Origin of the sequence: Caldimonas mangrovi (genome assembly GCF_023721835.1) — a bacterium.
In the GTDB taxonomy this organism is placed as follows: Bacteria; Pseudomonadota; Gammaproteobacteria; order Burkholderiales; family Burkholderiaceae_C; genus Caldimonas; species Caldimonas mangrovi.
This window is the reverse complement of sequence record NZ_JAMKFE010000005.1, coordinates 148630-165792: the sequence shown is the minus strand read 5'-3', so window position 1 is coordinate 165792 and position 17163 is coordinate 148630. Positions and strand designations below refer to the sequence as shown.

At 69.8% G+C, this 17163-nt stretch carries 20 protein-coding genes; all 20 read right to left on the bottom strand.

Annotated features, from left to right (window positions below):
* Window positions 1–9: 9 nt before the first annotated feature.
* From M8A51_RS10240 to M8A51_RS10145, 20 genes are read right to left on the bottom strand one after another with little or no spacing between them, the layout of a single operon-like run.
* Window positions 10–1038 carry a tetratricopeptide repeat protein gene (locus M8A51_RS10240; RefSeq protein WP_251778116.1) on the bottom strand — a complete coding sequence of 343 codons (1029 nt, stop codon included), beginning with the start codon at window positions 1036–1038 and terminating at the stop codon, window positions 10–12.
* Window positions 1035–1490 (bottom strand): cytochrome c-type biogenesis protein, encoded by a 456-nt coding sequence (locus M8A51_RS10235; protein ID WP_251778115.1) that lies wholly within the window; start codon window positions 1488–1490, stop codon window positions 1035–1037. The genes M8A51_RS10240 and M8A51_RS10235 overlap by 4 nt, the downstream gene beginning before the upstream one ends.
* On the bottom strand, window positions 1483–2013 hold the full coding sequence (locus M8A51_RS10230; protein WP_251778114.1) for a DsbE family thiol:disulfide interchange protein: 531 nt from the start codon (window positions 2011–2013) through the stop codon (window positions 1483–1485). Before M8A51_RS10230 ends, M8A51_RS10235 begins: the two co-directional genes overlap by 8 nt.
* The gene (locus M8A51_RS10225; protein ID WP_251778113.1) at window positions 2010–3962 is read right to left on the bottom strand and encodes a heme lyase CcmF/NrfE family subunit; all 1953 of its coding nucleotides are present in this window, start codon (window positions 3960–3962) and stop codon (window positions 2010–2012) included. The genes M8A51_RS10230 and M8A51_RS10225 overlap by 4 nt, the downstream gene beginning before the upstream one ends.
* Complete coding sequence (gene ccmE / locus M8A51_RS10220) at window positions 3959–4387, bottom strand: cytochrome c maturation protein CcmE (RefSeq protein ID WP_251778112.1); 429 nt, start codon at window positions 4385–4387, stop codon at window positions 3959–3961. Before ccmE ends, M8A51_RS10225 begins: the two co-directional genes overlap by 4 nt.
* Window positions 4384–4560, bottom strand: coding sequence for a heme exporter protein CcmD (gene ccmD, locus M8A51_RS10215; protein ID WP_251778111.1), 177 nt, complete (start codon window positions 4558–4560; stop codon window positions 4384–4386). Before ccmD ends, ccmE begins: the two co-directional genes overlap by 4 nt.
* On the bottom strand, window positions 4557–5297 hold the full coding sequence (ccmC, locus tag M8A51_RS10210; protein ID WP_251778110.1) for a heme ABC transporter permease CcmC: 741 nt from the start codon (window positions 5295–5297) through the stop codon (window positions 4557–4559). Before ccmC ends, ccmD begins: the two co-directional genes overlap by 4 nt.
* Window positions 5298–5303: 6 nt before the next feature.
* On the bottom strand, window positions 5304–5972 hold the full coding sequence (ccmB, locus tag M8A51_RS10205) for a heme exporter protein CcmB (RefSeq protein ID WP_251778109.1): 669 nt from the start codon (window positions 5970–5972) through the stop codon (window positions 5304–5306).
* Window positions 5973–6012: 40 nt separating this feature from the next.
* Window positions 6013–6654 carry a heme ABC exporter ATP-binding protein CcmA gene (ccmA, locus tag M8A51_RS10200; protein ID WP_251778108.1) on the bottom strand — a complete coding sequence of 214 codons (642 nt, stop codon included), beginning with the start codon at window positions 6652–6654 and terminating at the stop codon, window positions 6013–6015.
* Window positions 6654–7751, bottom strand: coding sequence for an AgmX/PglI C-terminal domain-containing protein (locus M8A51_RS10195; RefSeq protein WP_251778107.1), 1098 nt, complete (start codon window positions 7749–7751; stop codon window positions 6654–6656). The genes ccmA and M8A51_RS10195 overlap by 1 nt, the downstream gene beginning before the upstream one ends.
* Window positions 7748–8248 (bottom strand): ExbD/TolR family protein, encoded by a 501-nt coding sequence (locus M8A51_RS10190; RefSeq protein WP_251778106.1) that lies wholly within the window; start codon window positions 8246–8248, stop codon window positions 7748–7750. Before M8A51_RS10190 ends, M8A51_RS10195 begins: the two co-directional genes overlap by 4 nt.
* 8 nt (window positions 8249–8256) lie before the next feature.
* Window positions 8257–8748: an ExbD/TolR family protein gene (locus M8A51_RS10185; RefSeq protein ID WP_251778105.1), complete on the bottom strand. Its 492-nt coding sequence runs from the start codon at window positions 8746–8748 to the stop codon at window positions 8257–8259.
* A gap of 5 nt (window positions 8749–8753) precedes the next feature.
* The gene (locus M8A51_RS10180) at window positions 8754–9407 is read right to left on the bottom strand and encodes a MotA/TolQ/ExbB proton channel family protein (RefSeq protein ID WP_251778104.1); all 654 of its coding nucleotides are present in this window, start codon (window positions 9405–9407) and stop codon (window positions 8754–8756) included.
* Window positions 9408–9440: 33 nt separating this feature from the next.
* Window positions 9441–9731, bottom strand: coding sequence for a hypothetical protein (locus M8A51_RS10175; RefSeq protein WP_251778103.1), 291 nt, complete (start codon window positions 9729–9731; stop codon window positions 9441–9443).
* Window positions 9728–10420, bottom strand: a complete 693-nt coding sequence (locus M8A51_RS10170; RefSeq protein ID WP_251778102.1) for a tetratricopeptide repeat protein — start codon at window positions 10418–10420, stop codon at window positions 9728–9730. The genes M8A51_RS10175 and M8A51_RS10170 overlap by 4 nt, the downstream gene beginning before the upstream one ends.
* Complete coding sequence (locus M8A51_RS10165) at window positions 10407–13235, bottom strand: tetratricopeptide repeat protein (protein ID WP_251778101.1); 2829 nt, start codon at window positions 13233–13235, stop codon at window positions 10407–10409. The genes M8A51_RS10170 and M8A51_RS10165 overlap by 14 nt, the downstream gene beginning before the upstream one ends.
* Window positions 13219–15120: a tetratricopeptide repeat protein gene (locus M8A51_RS10160; protein WP_251778100.1), complete on the bottom strand. Its 1902-nt coding sequence runs from the start codon at window positions 15118–15120 to the stop codon at window positions 13219–13221. Before M8A51_RS10160 ends, M8A51_RS10165 begins: the two co-directional genes overlap by 17 nt.
* 13 nt (window positions 15121–15133) lie before the next feature.
* On the bottom strand, window positions 15134–15739 hold the full coding sequence (locus tag M8A51_RS10155; protein ID WP_251778099.1) for an AraC family transcriptional regulator: 606 nt from the start codon (window positions 15737–15739) through the stop codon (window positions 15134–15136).
* Between the two features lie 12 nt (window positions 15740–15751).
* Complete coding sequence (locus M8A51_RS10150) at window positions 15752–16942, bottom strand: DUF3570 domain-containing protein (RefSeq protein WP_251778098.1); 1191 nt, start codon at window positions 16940–16942, stop codon at window positions 15752–15754.
* The gene (locus M8A51_RS10145) at window positions 16929–17162 is read right to left on the bottom strand and encodes a DUF4266 domain-containing protein (RefSeq protein ID WP_251778097.1); all 234 of its coding nucleotides are present in this window, start codon (window positions 17160–17162) and stop codon (window positions 16929–16931) included. The genes M8A51_RS10150 and M8A51_RS10145 overlap by 14 nt, the downstream gene beginning before the upstream one ends.
* Between the last annotated feature and the right edge of the window lies 1 nt (window position 17163).

Sequence of the window (17163 nt, the reverse complement as noted above, 5' to 3'; positions counted from 1 at the left end):
TGCAGGTCGTCACTGACCGACGACCTCGCCGATCTCCACCTGCACCCCGCTCGCGCCCACCGCCACGGTGGGCGCTTTGCCTTGCAGGTCGCCCGCGCGCGGCATGGCGTCGCCGCTGCGCGAGATGCGAGCGCCGATCACCACGCGCGCCACGTTCGACAGACGGACCTCGGGCGACATCGCATGCCGGTCGTCGAGCGTGAACTGCAATGGCAGGTCCCGGACCTGCTTGCGCAGGACGGCCACCGGTGCGCCCGGCGGTCCGTCGACCGCGCGCGCATGGACGAACAGCGTGTCGTCGGGAGCGACCCGAGCGCGCAGCCCGGGCGCCAGTGTCACGACTCCGCTCACGTGCGCGCCGGTCGCGCCCCCGCCTGCGGCCCGCTGCTTCGCCTGCTCGACGCGCGCACGCACCTGCTGCGCGAGCACCGTGTCGTGCTGCTGCACGTCGGCCAGGCGCTCCCAGTGCCGGGCGGCGAGCTCGAACGCACCCCGGTCGAAAGCCGCCGCCCCGGCCAGTGCCAGCGCCTTGGGGTGATCCGGGTCGATCGCCAGCGCGCGCTCGAGCAGCCGGGTCGGCTCGCCGGCCAGGCTCGGCCCCTGCAGGCGCGCGATGAAGTCCGCGTGATCGGCCAACAGGCCGGCGTCCTGCGGGCGCAGCGCGGCCGCGCGCTCCAGCGCCTCGGCTGCCGGTCCTCCGCGGCCGAGCGCTGCCTGCGCGCGCGCCAGCAGCGCCCAGGTGCCGGCGTCGTCCGGGCGCTGCGCCAGCTGGCGTTGCAGGTCCTGGGCCGTCGCTTCCAGCTGCTCGCCGACCGGGCGCGCCTGCGCCGCCGCCGGTGCAGGCGCGGTGGCCACCAGCTGCGCGGGCGAGCCGATGGCGAGATAGCCGCCGACCGCGAGAGCGGTCACCGCCGCCCCCAGGCCGCAGAGCAGCAAGGCCGAGGGCCGCTCGGCCGGCACCGCCGACCAGCGCGGCCGCGCGAGCCCGCCGAGGGTCAGCAGGCCGAGCGCCACCGCTGCGACGATAAAACCCGTCATGGCGCTGCCCCCCGATCGTCGTCGGCCGGATCCGGCTCGAAGTGCTCGTCGCCCAGGCCTGCGCGCCGCTTCAGCATCGCGTACAGGCACCACCCGCCGCCGAACAGCAACACGAAGGGGCCGCACCACAGCACCAGCGTGCTCGCCTTCAACGGCGGACGATAGAGCACGAAATCGCCATAGCGCTCGGTCATGTACTGCACGATGTCCTCTTCGCTGCGGCCTTCGGCCAGCATGCGCCGCACCTGGGCGCGCAGATCCTGCGCAAGATCGGCACTCGACTCGGCGATCGACTCGTTCTGGCAGACCAGGCAGCGCAGTTGCGAGGCGATCTGCTTCACGCGCACCTCCACCGCAACGTCGCCGGCCACCGATGCGGCGTCGACAGCGCGCGCCGGCCCCGCCAGGCAAGCCGCAACGAGCAGCGCGACGCCCGGCCACCGTTCAAACATCGAGCTCTTTCAGCAGCGGCACGATGCGCGTGCGCAGCAACTCGGCCGTCAACGGGCCGACATGCTTGAAGCGGACCCGCCCTTCGCGGTCGATCACGAAGGTTTCGGGCACGCCGTAGACGCCGAAATCGATGCCGACGCGGCCGTCGGCATCGAACAGCGAGGCCTGGTACGGATTGCCGTGCCGACCCAGCCACGCCAGCGCCTCGCTGCGCCGGTCCTTGTAGTTCAGGCCGATCAGCGGCGCGCCGTTCATGCGCGAGAACTCGACCAGCAAGGCGTGCTCGCGCAGGCACTCCACGCACCACGAGGCCCACACGTTGAGCACCCACACGCGCCCGTGCAGGTCGTCGCGCCGCAGCGTCTGCGACGCATCGTCGAGCCGCGGCAACGTGAACGCCGGGGCCGGCCGGCCGATCAGCGGCGACGCCACGGCACGTGGGTCGAGTGCCAGGCCGCGCCACAAGAACACGGCCAGCAGCGCGAACAGCACCAGCGGCAGCACGAAGCGCAGCCGCTTCATGCGCCCGCCCCTTGCGTCGCCGCGAGGTCCTTGCGGCGCCGGTAGCGCCGGTCGCTCGCCGCCACGGCCCCCCCCAGCGCCATCAGCACGCAGCCGGCCCAGATCCAGTTGACGAACGGCTTGATGTAGATGCGCACGATCCACGCGGCGCCACCGTCGACCGGCTCGCCGAGCGAGACGTAAAGGTCGCGCGTGACGCCGCGGTCGATCGCCGCTTCGGTCATCGGACTGCGCTGCACGCGATAGACGCGTTTTTCGGGGGTCAGCTGCGCTTCGAGCCGGCCGCGGCGCGTGACGTCGATCAGTGCCTGCACGGCGCGGTAGTTCGGCCCGTGCACTTCGCGCACGCCGCGGAAGGTGAACACGTGGCCCGCGAGATCGGCGCTGTCGTCCATGCCGAGCCTGACGTCACGCTCCAGCTGGTAGGTCGAGACCGCAGACACACCGAAGGCGAACACCGCAACGCCAAGGTGCGCGAGCAGCATGCCGACCGTTGCGCGCGGCAGCTGCCGCCACGCGCCCGGCGAGCCGCCCAGCCGTTCCCACAGGTCGGTCGAGATCGACGCGACGATCCAGAAGCTCATCGTGAAGCCCAGCGTTGCGCCGAGCGTGACGAGCCCCGCGAGCCAGCCCGCCGCCAGGGCCGCGCCGACGCTCAGCGCCGCGGCCCAGCGCAGGCGCTGCAGCAGCTGCGGCAGGCTCGATTGTTTCCAGCGGGCCAGCGGCCCCAGGCCCAGCAGCAGCACGACCGGCACCATCAGCGGCACGAATACCGCCTCGAAGTACGGCGGCCCGACCGAGATCCTGCCCAGGCCCAGGGCGTCGAGCAACAGCGGGTACAGCGTGCCGAGCAGCACCGTCAGCGTCGCGACGACGAACAGCACGTTGTTGGCCAGCAGCATCGATTCGCGCGAGACGATGCCGAAGCGCGCCCCGAGCCCGACCCTCGGTGCGCGCCACGCATACAGGGCCAGAGAACCGCCGACCACCAGCACCAGGAAGCCCAGGATGAACAGCCCCCGCTCGGGGTCGGTCGCGAAGGCATGCACCGAAGACAGCACACCGGAGCGGACCAGGAAGGTGCCGAGCAAGGACAGCGAAAACACGAGGATCGCGAGCAGCACCGTCCACGCCTTGAACGCACCGCGCTTTTCTGTGACGGCCAGCGAGTGGATCAATGCCGTGCCGGCCAGCCACGGCATGAAAGACGCGTTCTCGACCGGGTCCCAGAACCACCAGCCGCCCCAGCCGAGCACGTAGTAGGCCCACATGCTGCCGGCCATGATGCCCAGCGTCAGGAAACACCAGGCCGCCGTCGTCCACGGCCGCGCCCAGCGGGCCCAGGCCGCGTCGAGCTGCCCGCCGAGCAGCGCCGCGACCGCAAACGCGAACGCCACCGAGTAGCCGACGTAGCCCATGTACAGCAGCGGCGGATGGACCACCATGCCGGGGTCCTGCAGCAGCGGGTTCAGGTCCTGCCCGTCGGCGGGCACCGGCGACAAGCGCTCGAACGGGTTGGAGGTCAGCAGCATGAACAGCAGGAAACCCGTACTGATCCACGCCATCACCGCGAGCAGGCGCGCGACCAGCAAGGGCGGCAGGTGGCGGCTGAAGCGCGCCACCGCGAAGGTCCACAGCGCCAGCATCAGTACCCACAACAGCAGCGAGCCTTCGTGGCCGCCCCAGGCGCCTGCCACCCGATAGGCCACCGGCAAGGCGCTGTTGGAGTGGTCCGCGACATAGGCCACCGAGAAATCGTTGCGCACGAAGGAAGCGACCAGGCAGCCGAACGCAACGGTGACCATCGCGCACTGCACGTCGGCCGCCGGGCGCGCCAGCGACATCCAGTCGCGCCGGCCGCGCCATGCACCAGCGAGCGGCAGGCTGCCCTGCACCAGCGCCACGGCGAGCGCGAGCAGCAGCGCCACCTGGCCGAGCTCGGGGATCATGGTTGCTCCTTCCCCGCACGCTGCAGCGCGTCGGCCGCTTCAGGCGGCATGTAGTTCTCGTCGTGCTTCGCCAGCACTTCCTGCGCCACGAAAACGCCGTCGGCTGCCAGGCGGCCCTGTGCGACCACACCCTTGCCTTCGCGGAACAGATCGGGCAGCAGGCCTTCGTAGCGCACCGGCAGCATCTGCACCGTGTCGGTGACCACGAAGCGCACCTGCAGGCCGTCGCGCCGCACGCTGCCCGGCGCCACCAGCCCGCCGACACGGAACGCCCGGCCGCCGGGCGCCTGCTGCGCGGCCACCTGCGACGGCGAATAGTAGAAGACCATGTTGCTGCGCAAGGCATCGATCACCAAGGCGGTCGCCGCGGCCAGCGCCGCCACGATGCCGAGCACGATCGCCACGCGACGCTGCCGGGGCGTCATCGCAGCCTTTCCTCGTCCTGCGCCTCGGTCGCCCGCCGCGCCGCCCGGCGGCGGCGACGCACCGCCAGCCAGGGCTCGACCGCCATCAGCACCACGGCCACGCCGTAGGCCCCCCAGACGTAGAGCCCATGGCCGTCCATGTCGAAGAACGCCGCTGCGCTGCCCCAGGTCATGCCCGTCCCTCCTTCGACAACGCGTCGCGCACCCACCCGGCGCGCGCCTCGCGTTCCAGCACGATGGCGCGTGCACGCGCCAGGGCCACCGCGATCGCGTAGGCCCAGAAGGCCGCCGTCATCAGCAGCATCGCGGCCAGCATCGTGGCCGCCATCTTCGGCGCCGCGTCGAAGCTGATGGTCGCGCCCTGGTGCAGCGTGTTCCACCACCGCACCGAAAAGTAGACGATGGGCACGTTGACGACGCCGACGATCGCCAGGATGGCACCCGCACGGTCACCGCGACGCGGGTCATCGTGTGCTTCGGTGAGCGCGATATAGCCGAGGTAGAGCAGCAACAGGATCAGCTCGGACGTGAGCCGCGCGTCCCAGACCCACCAGGTGCCCCAGGTCGGCTGGCCCCAGAACGCACCGGTCGCGAGCGCCAGCGCGGTGAACATCGCACCGGTGGGCGCCAACGCGCGCGCCAGCATGTCGGCCATGCGGGCATTCAGCATCCAGCCCACCGCGGCCCACCCCGCCATCACGACATAGATCAGCATCGACATCCAGGCCGCCGGCACGTGGATGAAGATGATGCGGTAGACCTCGCCCTGCTGAGCGTCGGTCGGCGCGACGAAAAAGCCGATGTACAGTCCCACGGCGCCGAGCACGGCGGCGGCGGCGCACAGCCAGGGCAGCAGTGCGCCGGCGAGCGCGTAGAAGCGCGGCGGTGCGGCAAAGGTGGACCAGCGCATGCGCGGTTACTCCATCGACAGCCGCAACGCTGCAGCGGTGGCAGGCACCGTCGTCAGCACAGCGGCGATCAGCAGCGCGCCCATCAGCGAGAAGTGCGCGCCGGGCGACTGCCCGCCGTCGGCGGCAGCGACGGCGCCCGTGCCGAACACCAGCGCCGGCACCGACAGCGGCAGCACCAGCAGCACCACCAGCAACGCCGCACCGCGCAGGCCCAGCGTCAGCGCGGCGGCAAGCGACCCCAGCAGACTCAGCACCGGGGTGCCGAGCAGCAGCGACAGCGCCAGCACCGGCAGCAGTTCGGCCGGCATGCCGAGCAGCCCCCCCACCAGCGGCGCCAGCAGCACCAGCGGCAGGCCGGCGACGCTCCAGTGCGCGGCCGCCTTTGCAGCGGCGATCACGGCCGCGCCCTGGCCGGCCAGCAGCATCTGCTCGAGCGAGCCGTCGGCATGGTCGCCGGCGTGCAGTTGCGTCACCGACAGCATGGAGGCCAGCAGCGCGCAGGCCCATACGACCCCGGGAGCCGTGCGCCGCAGCAGTTCCGGTTCGGGGCCGACGGCGAGCGGGAACAGGCTGGCCGCAGCCACCAGGAACACCAGCGGCAGCCCCAGGTCCGCGCGCCGGCGCAAGGCAAGGCGCAGGTCACGCAGGTACAGGGCGAGGAACAGCGCTCGCATCGGGTTCAGTGCAACCGGTAGGGCCTGTTAACACTACGCATCAGCCCTCCGTCGTGTTAACGGGCCCTAGATCGAGTTCGCGCGGCTGCAGGCGCTGGGTGTCCAGGCCCTGGTGGCCGGTCAGCAGGACGCTGCCGCCGCGTGCGCGATGCTGCAGGAGCAGGCCATTCAGCCGCTCGGCGCCCTCGACATCCAGTGCGTCGAACGGCTCGTCGAGCAGCCAGGGAGCCGGTTCCCGTTCAGCGGCGAGCCGCGCCAGCGCGACACGTCGGCGCTGCCCTTGCGACAAGCTGCGCACCGGCGCGTCGCGCCGGGCTGCCATGCCGAGGCGGTCGAGCGCCGCCTGCACGGCGCCGCTGTCGGCCGCAAGGCCGCGTAGTTGCAGCAGAAAGGCCAGCGCCTGCGCCACCGTGAGCTCGTCCTTCAGTGCGTTGGCATGGCCGACGAACACCAGCCGGCCGGCATGACGCCGCAGTTCGCCCGACTCGGGCGTGGCCAGGCCCGCTGCCAGCCGCAGCAGGCTGGTCTTGCCGCTGCCGTTGCGCCCACGCACCCAGATCAGTTCGCCGGCGCGCAGCTCGAAGTCGAGCGCGCCGAACAGCAGCCGCTGCCCGCGCCGGCATGCCAGCGCTCGCGCGCTCAGGTGCAGCTCGGGCGCGTTCGGCGGCGGCAGACCGGACATCACGACGGCAGGAAATCAACCGGCCAGGTGACCACCATCTGCTCGACGTCCTTCGCGCCGAAGTCGAACTGCCGCACGCGTGCGAGCAGCTTGCTTTCGAGTTCGGCGGCGTTCAGTTCGCTCGAGACGACGCGACAGTTCACCACCTCGCCGGCCGGCGAGATCGTCAGCTGCAGCACCACCTTGCCCTGCAGGCTTGGGTCTTCGCGCAGCGCGCGGTTGTAGATCGCGTAGATGGCGCCCTTGTGGCGCTCGAAGACCAGCTTGATCTCCTCGATCGAGCGCGAGGCCTTGCCGCTGCCGCTGCGCTGGACGGAGCCTCCGGCGCCACGGCCTGTGCCCGTGCCCGTACCGGTGCCGTCGCCTCGAACGCCGCCGACGCCCGGACCACCGCCGCCGCCGCCACCTGCCACGCCTTCCACCAGGGTCGTCGCGCGGCCCGCGAGGCCGCCGCCGCCGGTGTTGCGGCTGTAGGCCGCAGTGTTGATGCCGCCACTGCCGCCGGCCGCGTTGGAAGTGATCAGCGCGCGCGTCGGAACGCCCGGGTCGGTGCCGGCACCGACTCCGACTCCGACGCCTGTCCCCACGCCCTTGCCCGGCGTGATGTCCTGCTTCAGCTGCACCGCCACCGGTGCACCGCGCAGTTCAGCCAGATCGTTCTTCATCGCCAGCAGGCCGACCCCGGCCGCGCGACGACGCGCCTCGCCGACCTCACCCGGCGGCTTGCCGGCCTGCGGGTTGCGGGCCTCGACCACCGGGTTCTTCACGGTGGCGGGCTTGTTCGGCTCGGGCTTGCGGTCACGCGGCGCGGTGGTCGGCGCGGCCACCTCGGGTGCCGCGTCGCGCTTGGCGAGCGGCGGCGGAGGCGGCGGGGGAGCCAGCTCGCGCTCGAGCACCATCTTCGCGATGCGCGGCGGCAGGTCCTGCGGCTGCGTGCGGTCTTCCACCGGCCGCGGCCACAACAGGAACAGCAGGCACAGGATGGCACTGATGCCGAGCACGCTTTGCAGGATGCGGCGAAAGCGCGCCTGGTCCTCGGGCGAGATGGCCCAAGGCAGCACCGAGACGCGGAAGGACACGCTGGTGGCGGCGCTCATGATGCCTCGTACTTCTTGATCACCGCGAACGACACGTCGGTGAAGTCGGCGCGTGCGGCCGTGTACATCACCTTGCGCAGCAGGCGGTAGGGAATCTGCTTGTCGCCCATGATCGTGACGGCCTTGCTCAACGCCTCGTTCTCCTCGCGGATCACCTTGCGGCTGCTGCGCAGCACGTCCAGCTCGGCCTTCAGCGGCGCGATCAGGTCGCCTTCGGTGCCCATGACCTCGGACACGCCCGCGACGCGCCGGCCGTCGACCAGGATCTCGTCGGCACTGACCACGACGACGATGGTCTCGCGCGGCGCCGTCTCGGCGGTCGACTGCGGCAGTTTCACCGCCTTCGGGCTCGCCAGGATCTCGACGCCGGTGGCGCTGGACAGCAGGAAGAAGATCAGGATCGTGAAGATGTCGATCAGCGCGACCAGGTTCATGTCGACGTGCGACTGGTTGCGATCGCGCCGTTCGGCGCGCTTTTGCAGCGGTGTCAGTTTCATCGCGGCACCTATTTCCTCGAAACCGGTGCGTCGCCGATCGAGATGTCGGGGAACAGCTCCGTGGAGATCAGCTCCTTGCCCTGCGCCGTGTAGGCCGCGCGCGCTGCGTCCATCACCTGCACCAGCGCGTCATAGGGCGTGTCGGGGCCGGCCAGCACGGTGGCCGCCTTCGCGTCGGGAAAACGCTGCTTGATCTGCACCATCAGGCTGGACAAGGCTTGCACGTCGTAGCCGGTCTCGACATTGGGAATGCGCTGGATCAACCCGCCGATGCGGTCCCCCACCTCGAGCGCGTCGGGGCGGATCACGATCTCGAGCTTCAGGTCGTTGACCTTCAGCTGCTCGACGCCCGAAGACTGCGCGGGCAACGTGAGCTCGAGCACCGACAGCCGTGTGAAGACGGCCGTCGACAGCAGGAACGGCACCAGCACCACGATCAGGTTGATGAACGCGGTGACTTCCAGCGCGGCCGGGTGTTTGCGGAGGCGGCGAACGGCCATGGCAGTCACTTCGCCGGCGCGGTCTCGGCCTTGATGCGCTGCACGACGTTCAGGAAGCTGATCTTGGCCGCTTCGAGCCCGTCGACGATCTCGCTGGTGCGCGCCTGCAGGAAGGCATGGATCAGCAGGAACGGAATCGCCACCATCAGCGCGAAGGCGGTGTTGTTCATCGCGATCGAGATCGACGCCGACAGCATCTCGGCCTTCTCGGCCGGGTTGACCTGCGCCACCGCGGTGAAGCCCTTGATCAGGCCGACGATGGTGCCCAGCAGGCCGACCAGCGTGATGACGTTGGCGAAGGTGGCGATGTAGTGCGTGCGCTTCTCCAGCCGCGGCACGATCTCCATCATGCCCTCCTCCATGGCCGCATCGATGTCCTCACGGCGCGAGGGGCTCTGCATGCGCGACAACCCGTTGCTGACGATCTTGCCGATCGCCGCATCCGAGTCGGACGTCAGACTGTAGACGTCCTTGAACTTGCCGTTCTGCAGCATCGGCAGCACCTGTGTCCACAGTTTGCGGTTCTGGCTGCGCGCACGCTGCAGGAACACGTAGCGCTCGATCGCGATGGCCAGGCCCACCGCCATGATGAGGATACTGATGTAGATGAACATGCCGCTGTCCTGGACGAACTTGACGGCGAACTCGAAGACATTCATCGGCTACTCTCCTAAACGACGATGGTGTTGTGTTTACTTGATGGACGGGGACGGGGCTGCACTGCGGGCCCGGATCTGGGCGTCGTAGTGCACGTTGCGGCGGAACACGTCGCGGTCGACCGGCGCCAGCGCCTCGTCGAGCACGCTTTCGACCGGGCGCCCGGACAACTCGCCGGGCAGCGGCTTTTTCCAGGGCACGATGTAGAGCACCTTGGGCAGCTCGCGGTTGCCGATGATCTGGGTGCGGTCGATGTCGGCGCGGTCCTGCGCGGACACGGGCGCCGCCAGCAGCGGCAGCAGCATCAGCACGGCAGCGGGTCTCATTCCTTCTCCTTGCGGCTCACGGTGACCGGCGCCGGCTTGCGGTTCTTCAGTTCGACCACCCACTTCGCGACGGTGGCGTCGCCGCCCGACAGCGCCAGGTAGCGGTCGTACAGCTCCAGCGCCCGGGGGCCCTCGCCGAGGTACAGGTCGTGCAGGATGCCGAGGTTGAGGTGCGGGTCGGCATAGCCGGCGTTCAGCCCGATGGCCCGTTCGTAGGCTTCGCGTGCCTTGGCGAACGCGCCCTTGTGCCGGTAGGCGATGCCGAGCTGGTTGAAGTACACCGGCTGCTGCGGGCTCAGGCGCACGGCGGTTTCGAGTTCGGCCACCGCCTGGTCGAGCTTGCCGGCACGGCGGTAGATCAGGCCGAGATTCGCATGCGGGCCCCCCAGGTCGGGATGCGAACGGGTCAGCGCCCGGAAGCCCTGCTCGGCCTGCTCGGTGCGGCCGGCGGCCAGGGCACGGCGTGCTTCGTCGAACAGGCGCTGTGCCGCAGGGTCTGCCGCGGCGGGCTGAGCCTGCACGGTCGACGGGGCCGCCCCGGGAGCCGGCGAAGATGCCGCGGGTGCAGCGGGCGCCGCCGCCGGCTGCACCCCGGGTGTCCACATCGAGGCGCAACCCGACACGGCAGCCGCCCCCGCAAGCAGCAAGCCGACGAGTCGACGGTGTCCGACGCCATCAGCGGATCGCATCGATCACCCCTTCCGCGCGTTCGGCCTTGCCGTAGCGCACCGGTTGCAGTTGCGCCAGGGCCGTGAAGCTGCGCTGCACCCATTCGTCGTAGATGCCGGCCGCAGCGCGGCGGGCATTGACCTCGTGCAGCTCCATCGCCTTTTCCTCGAACGGATAGGCCTGTTCCTCGAGCATCACGTTGTATTGCTCCAGTTCGAGCTTGGACAAGCGCCTGGGCCGCTGCGACTTCAGCATGGCCTGGCCGAAGTCCTGGTAGATCGATGCGATGTGGAAGGTCGCGGCGGTGGTCACCTCCGCCACGCCGTAGTCGGCCGCCGCCGCATAGGCCTTCAGTGCCGTCTCCATCCTGGCCTTCTTCAGCTTGAGCTGCTTGGCCAGCGGCTCGACCAGCGCCACCTTGCGGTAGTCGTCGAAGGCCGGTTGCGCCAACGCGAGCGCCGCCATCGCACCGAGGGCTCGCGTGCGCGGCGTACGGGCCGCCCCGCCGTTCTGGTCGGCCTGCAACACCTCTTTCATCCACGACAGCTCGCGCGCGCCCTGCCCGTCGGCCTTGGCCAGTCGCGCCAGGCGCCAGCGTGCCTCGACGGCCGGCTCCAGCGGCTGAGGATGCTGCTTCAGGTAGCGCTCGTAGGCTTTGACGGCCCCGGCACGCGAGCCGGACTGCTCGGCCGCCTTCTCGTGCAGGCCGGCCGCCTGCCATTGCGCTTCGCGCGCAAGCGTCGCGTCCTTGTGGCTCGCGGCGATGCGCTCGAATTCGCCGGCCGCGGGTGCCCACTGCTGCTGCTCCAGATAGACCGCCGCCAGCTTGCCCGGCACGTCCGCCTGCAGCGGGTGATCGGGGTAGCGCCGGCGGAAGTCCTCCAGCGAACGTGCAGCGCCGCCCCAGTCCTTCAGCGCGATCAGCGACGCAGCCGCGTCGTACTGCGCCGTGGCCCGCACCGCCGATTCGGGCGCCACCGCGGCGATGCGCTCGAAGTGCGCCACGGCCTCGCGCGCCTGGCCGGCTTCGCGGGCCTGCTCGCCCTGCTTGTAGATCGCCGCGGCCTGGCGTTCGACCAGGTCCTTGCGTCCGGGCTCCTTGGCGGGCGTCAAGGCCAGCACCTGCGCATACGCCTGTTCGGCCACGCCGAAGCGCGAGCGCTCGAACGCGGTGTGCGCCACCACCGTCCAGGCGACGCGGCGCTGCGCGTCGGCCGCCGGCGGGTCGAGTGCCAGCACCTGTTGCGCAACTTCGGCGGCGCGCTCGCCGTCGTTCAGTGCATAGAGCTTCTCGGAAGCATCGGTCAGCACGACGCCGGTCCGCGTATCGGCCGGAAAAGCCTGGGCGAAACGCAGCGCGCTGTCGACGGCCGTGCGCTGCAGCGGCTGGCCTGCCGCTGCGCCGAGCTTCTTCTGCTGCGCGGCATAGCTGAGCAAGGCCGCGTAGCCGGCATCGGCGCTGCGTGCGTGGGACGGATAGTCGTAGGCGACCTTTTCGTACTCGACCGCCGCCTCGTCGTAGCGCGCATCTTCGTACAGCAGTTCGGCCAGCAGGAAATTGTTCTGCGGCGCATCGGGATCGGTCGGGAACGACGTCAGGTAGACGCGATACCACCGGATCGCCTCCTGGTAGTCGGCGCTGTTCTTGCTCTTCTGGGCACTCGCGTGGTAGTGGCGAGCCAGCTCGGAGAGATGCGTCTTCACCAGCGGCTGCGCCTTCTCCCAACCGGCCGGGTTGGCACGGCGGAACTCGCTGTCGACGCCGTAGTGGCCGACGTAGTCCTTCTTCGCTTCGAGCGCCAGGGTCGCGAAGCCGGTCTGCTCGTAGATGTCGATCACGCGCGCCTGCAGCACCGGCGCCTGCGCATGCAACGGGTGCCGCCGGGTGAACGCGCCCAGCGTATCGGCAGCGTCCTTGATGCGCTCCTGCCGAATGTAGAGCTCGCCGAGCTGCTGGTAGACGCGGAACTCGTACGAGCGCCGCGCGTCGGTGTCCATGTAGACAGGGATCGATTCGGCCCCCTGCAGGTTCTGCAGCGACAGGCTCGCCACGCGGAAGGTGTCTTCGACCAGTTCGCGGTCGGCGCGGCTCAGGCCTTCGACGCTTTCCAGTTCGACCTCGCCTTCGCGCCCGGCGATCTTCAGGTCGAGCACACCGAAGAACGACCGCAGCGACTCCTCGAGCTGGCCCTGCTTGAACAGCGACCAGCCATGCATGTAGAGCGCACGTTCACGATACGGCCCGTGCTCGTCGCCGGCCAGCACCGCCTGATAAGCAGTCTCCGCCTTCGGATAGGCACGCGCGGTGAACAGCAGCTCGCCGCGGCGGAAGTGGGCCTCGTCGCGGTAGGCCGTGTCGGGGTAGTCGGCCACCAGCCGGTCCAGTACCGCCAGCGCGGTCTCCAGCTCGCCGCTCTGCTCGTGGGCGCGGGCCAGTTGATACAGCACGCGGTCGTTGCCGGGGTCCTTCGGGTGGGCCTTGAGGTAGTCCTGGTAGCGCGCAACGGCGGCCCGATAGTCGGGTGCGCCTGTCGGCGTGGCCGCCTCGCCGGAGGCCGACCGGCTGTCGGCGAGGTCCATCTCCAGGTCACCGAGTCGCCGCATGGCCTCGGAGCGCTGGGGCGCATTCGGTGCCACTTCCAGGAACTTGCGATACGCGGCGATGGTCTGCTCTTCGTTCGCCTCTATGCCCGGGTCGGCGCCGATCTCGACCTGGCGCTCGGCCAGGCTCTTGAGCGTCGGCGCGTTGTCGGGCGTGCCCTTCTGGCGGCCGCCGAACGAGCAGGCGCCGAGCGTCAGCGCCGCGACCAGCAGCAGGCTACTTCCCGGCCGCATGATCGCCCTCCTGCTTGAGCTTGGCGTGGTCGTAGAGCTGCGCCACCGCGAAGCGCGCCTGTGTCGCGTAGGCCGCGAGCCTGTCCTTCTGGCGCGCCAGCTCGGCCACGGCCAGACCCTCGACGACCTGTTGCTGCTCCTGGGTCAGCGCCAGCACGCGCGGCGCCAGGGCGCGTATGCGCGCATCGAGCGTCGGGATGCGCGCCGCAAATTCGGCGAAGCGCTGCGGCTCGTCGCGCTGCGCCTGCGCCAGTGCGGCCTCGCGCTCGCGTGCCTGTTCGACCTGCGCAGCGATCTCGCGGAAGGCCTTCCTCGCCGCCCACAAGCGCGGCGTGAACTCCTGGGCCAGTTCCCAATCGAGCACCCCGGCAGCCAGGCGATAGCGCTCGCGCGCGGGCTGCGCTTCGGGCTCTGTTGCGAGACGATCAAGGGTTGCCCGCACGCGCTGCAGTCGCGCCAGCAGCTCCCGCTGCCGGGCATCGGCCAGCGCCCTGCCGTCGGCAGTGGTTTCCGCCTGCTGCAGCGCCGCCGCCAGCTCGTCATGCCGTTGCTGCAGCGCCTGCAGCCCGTTGCCAGTCTGCTGGGCACGCGCGAGGATCTGCGGCAGCCGCTCGGCATAGGCACGACTGCGGTGCTCGAGCATGTCGTGGAACACGCCGAGGTTGTCCTGCCAGGACTGCAGGTTGTTGGCCAGGAACTGCAGGTCGCGGTAGTTCTTGAAGGCTTCCTGGAAGTCGTGCTGCGCGAGCACCTGGGCCAGATGGCCGGCGTGCGGCATTTCGGGCAGTTCGCGCAGGCTCCAGAACCAGCCCATCTCTTCGCCGGGATTGTGTTCCATCAAGCCGTCGACCAGCTTGCCCGACCGGATCGCGGCGATCGATTCGTCCAGCGCAGCCGACTCGTGCTCGTAGGCCGCGATCGCCTCGTGGTAGCGCTGCAGCGCCTGGCCGTAAGCGCCGAGCTCGGCGTAGGCATACGGTACCGCGATCCTGGCTTCCAGCACCGCGGCGTCACTGCCATCGCGCCCCGCCAGTTCCGTCCACGGCACCAGCGCGAGCTTGGGCTCGTCCATCGCTGCCGCAGCCCAGCCGAAACCCAGCAGCGCCTTGTTGGCCTGGACGCTGTTCAGGCGCACACGCTCCAGGTAGGTCCGGGCCTGCTGCGGCCGGTTGTCCTGCAAGGCGGCGAAACCCAGCGCCACGTTCGCCCGGTCGCGCAGGCTGCGCATTTCCTCGTCGCGCGCAGGCGCCTTGCCCAGCGCATCGAGCCAGGCGCTGCCGGCGGCGGCGTCGCCGCCCTTGATCAGCGCCACGCCGAGGTTGTAGCGCGCGTACTCGCTGCCTTCGCGCCGCTGGCTCGCGCCGCGCAGCATCTCGGCGGCTCCGGCATGGTCAGCGCGCGCCATCTTCAGGTAGGCACCGAGCAGCACGCGGTCTTCCTCCAGCTCCGGCGGCAGGTGTTTCTCGACGCGGTCGAGCGCCTGTTGTGCGTCATCGATAAAGCCGCGCTGGTAGCGGATCTTCGCCAGGTAGTACCAGGCGCGGTCGCGCACCGCCGGCTGGGCGCCGCGCTCGATCAGTTGCTCGAAGATGCGGCCGGCCTCGCGGTGCAGGCCATACGACAGCAGCATGCCGCCGCGCAGGATCTCCGCCTCGTCTTCGTGGTGCGTGACGCGTTCGAAGTGCTGCGACACCATCAGCGTCGTCAGCGAGGTGAAGTAGCGGTCCTGGAAAAAGTAGAACACGCCGTCACCGTAGTGAGGCGCCTGAACCACCTTGGGCGGCGGTTGGTCCTTCGCGCACGCCGCCGTGCCGAGCAGGGCCGCGAGCGTTCCCACGGCCAGCCGGGTGGCCGCGAGACGTAGCAGTGGAGTCCTCCGGTGCATGTCCCGTCCGCGGCTACTGCCAGATCTTCACGTCGAACTCGGGCTGCAACTTGCCGGTCGAGTCCTTGATGCGCAGCTCGATGTACTTCGGCTCGTTGCCCTTCTCGAACCGGATCGTCGTGCCGCGCCGATAGTCGCGTTCATGCGGGCCGATGCCGGTGAAGAAGGCCACGATCTCGTGCTCGCCCGCCTTCAGGTTGCCGAGGTAGACGCGCTGCACGCCGCCGCGATGCAGCGCCGCCACCTCGGTCGGCGTGTAGAGGTAGTTGGTCACCACCTTGTCGTCGAGCTTCACCTGCACCGAGTCGAGCGCGAACATCTTGCCGACGTCCATCGACAGGAACACCGCCACCTGCGTGCTGGCGGGAAACAGCAGCTCTTCTTCCAGCACCAGCAGGTCGCGGTTGAGCTGGATGACGTCGTTCTTCAGGGCCTGGATGCGGTCGTCCAGGCCGCCCTGCTCGGGCGCCGCCGGTGCCGCGGCAGGAGCCGGCTCAGCGGGGATGGCCGCCACGGCGGTCGCCGGCGCGGCTGGCTCGCCGGCCGCTTGAGCAGCGGGCACCGCGACGTTGAAGAGCAGCATGGCAAGGGCAAGCGCCCGGCAGCATCGTGTGTACATGTAGATGCTTCCTCAATAGTTGGCCGACACGTAGATCTGGAAGATGTTCGCGTTGTGCGAATACTTCTTCCCGGTGCGGATGTCGGTGAAGTCGCTGAAGCTGAACCGCTTCAGTTCGTAGGCGGCGTGCGCCTTGACGTCGTACTTGCCCGGCTGGTGTGCGAAGCGGTACGAGACCTTCGCCCCCAGGCCCAGCGTGTTGAAGGTGCTGAGCTGCCGGTTGCGCGAGACGTAGGTGGACTCTTCGGTCGCGTTGTCGCTGTAGAACAGCGCCTTCGACTGCTTGTGGTAGCGCAGATACCAGTCGGCCAGCCACTTCTCGCCGAAGTAGCGGCTGTAGCCGAACTGCACCGTATGCGCCTTGATGTCCCAGTTGTCCCAGAAATAGCGATACTCGGCGTGCACCGAGCTGCCGGCCCACGGGGCGCCGACGACACGGAACTTCAGCGCGCGGCTGGAACGGGTGCGCGGGTTGCGTTCGGGCACCGCGGCGCCGAACACCCGTGCCACCCGGTACGGGTTGCCGAGATAGCCGCTGTCGGAGACCACCTCGACGTTGGCGCTCGCCAGCCAGGCCGGCGTCAGGATCTGTGTCGCGCCGAGCCGGTAGCGCCAGTGCTTGGCGTTGTCGAAAAAGCCGGTGTCGGAACGGCCCACTTCGTCGGAGCCGCGCGTGAAACCGAGATTGACCGTGGTCATGCCGCCGAACACGTCCTGCGAGACGTCGACGCTGAAGGCCTTGGCGACGTAGTCGGGTTCGCGGCTGTTGGACACCGAGACCGACATCAAGGTGTCGCGATAGACGTAGTCGGCACCGAAGCCGTATTCGTTGCGGCGCTCGTCGAACGGGCTGGCCGTGGTGACGACGTCGATGGACGCATTGCTGACCGCATCGACGTAGTAAGAGGCCGACAGCGAAACGCGATCGGCCATGCTCTTGCGCACCAGCAGGGCCGGGCCGGTCGCCTTGATGCCGCCGCCGTCGTACACGTGGTACAGCGCCTCGGCCTTGTCTTCGGGCAGGCTGACGGCATGAGCGCCGCCGGCCAGCATGCCGCCGACCACCCCCGCCATGCAGGCCGCGTGCGAGCGCAGCGGCCGCGCCGGCACCCACGCACCGGCGTGGCGCAAGGTGCGCAGCACACGCCGCCAGCGCAATGCCCACCCCGCGCGAGGCGTGTCGCAGCGATCAATTGCAGCCACAGCCGCCCCCCTGCACGCCGGTGGCTCCGCGAGCGCCTTCGCGCACGTCATGGATGTGTTCGAAGTGCTTGGCCGCGAGCGCATCGCGGTTGATGCTCATGATCGGGTCGGCCAGCCGTTCGCGCTCGTAGGGCTTGACCCACGGCTCGATCGCGCAGCCGGACAGCAGCGCCGCACCGGCGAGCGCCGGCAGCAGGCTTCGGGATACAGCACGCGGCATC

Bases quoted from the DNA above. Each gene is read 5' to 3' on its own strand.
- ccmD (WP_251778111.1), bottom strand. From the start codon at position 4,560: ATGACCTGGGGCAGCGCAGCGGCGTTCTTCGACATGGACGGCCATGGG.
- M8A51_RS10195 (WP_251778107.1), bottom strand. From the start codon at position 7,751: ATGAGCGCCGCCACCAGCGTGTCCTTCCGCGTCTCGGTGCTGCCTTGG.
- M8A51_RS10240 (WP_251778116.1), bottom strand. From the start codon at position 1,038: ATGACGGGTTTTATCGTCGCAGCGGTGGCGCTCGGCCTGCTGACCCTC.
- ccmC (WP_251778110.1), bottom strand. From the start codon at position 5,297: ATGCGCTGGTCCACCTTTGCCGCACCGCCGCGCTTCTACGCGCTCGCC.
- ccmE (WP_251778112.1), bottom strand. From the start codon at position 4,387: ATGACGCCCCGGCAGCGTCGCGTGGCGATCGTGCTCGGCATCGTGGCG.
- M8A51_RS10225 (WP_251778113.1), bottom strand. From the start codon at position 3,962: ATGATCCCCGAGCTCGGCCAGGTGGCGCTGCTGCTCGCGCTCGCCGTG.
- M8A51_RS10160 (WP_251778100.1), bottom strand. From the start codon at position 15,120: ATGCACCGGAGGACTCCACTGCTACGTCTCGCGGCCACCCGGCTGGCC.
- M8A51_RS10190 (WP_251778106.1), bottom strand. From the start codon at position 8,248: ATGAAACTGACACCGCTGCAAAAGCGCGCCGAACGGCGCGATCGCAAC.
- M8A51_RS10170 (WP_251778102.1), bottom strand. From the start codon at position 10,420: ATGCGATCCGCTGATGGCGTCGGACACCGTCGACTCGTCGGCTTGCTG.
- ccmA (WP_251778108.1), bottom strand. From the start codon at position 6,654: ATGTCCGGTCTGCCGCCGCCGAACGCGCCCGAGCTGCACCTGAGCGCG.
- M8A51_RS10235 (WP_251778115.1), bottom strand. From the start codon at position 1,490: ATGTTTGAACGGTGGCCGGGCGTCGCGCTGCTCGTTGCGGCTTGCCTG.
- M8A51_RS10155 (WP_251778099.1), bottom strand. From the start codon at position 15,739: ATGTACACACGATGCTGCCGGGCGCTTGCCCTTGCCATGCTGCTCTTC.
- ccmB (WP_251778109.1), bottom strand. From the start codon at position 5,972: ATGCGAGCGCTGTTCCTCGCCCTGTACCTGCGTGACCTGCGCCTTGCC.
- M8A51_RS10180 (WP_251778104.1), bottom strand. From the start codon at position 9,407: ATGAATGTCTTCGAGTTCGCCGTCAAGTTCGTCCAGGACAGCGGCATG.
- M8A51_RS10165 (WP_251778101.1), bottom strand. From the start codon at position 13,235: ATGCGGCCGGGAAGTAGCCTGCTGCTGGTCGCGGCGCTGACGCTCGGC.
- M8A51_RS10185 (WP_251778105.1), bottom strand. From the start codon at position 8,748: ATGGCCGTTCGCCGCCTCCGCAAACACCCGGCCGCGCTGGAAGTCACC.
- M8A51_RS10175 (WP_251778103.1), bottom strand. From the start codon at position 9,731: ATGAGACCCGCTGCCGTGCTGATGCTGCTGCCGCTGCTGGCGGCGCCC.
- M8A51_RS10145 (WP_251778097.1), bottom strand. From the start codon at position 17,162: ATGCCGCGTGCTGTATCCCGAAGCCTGCTGCCGGCGCTCGCCGGTGCG.
- M8A51_RS10230 (WP_251778114.1), bottom strand. From the start codon at position 2,013: ATGAAGCGGCTGCGCTTCGTGCTGCCGCTGGTGCTGTTCGCGCTGCTG.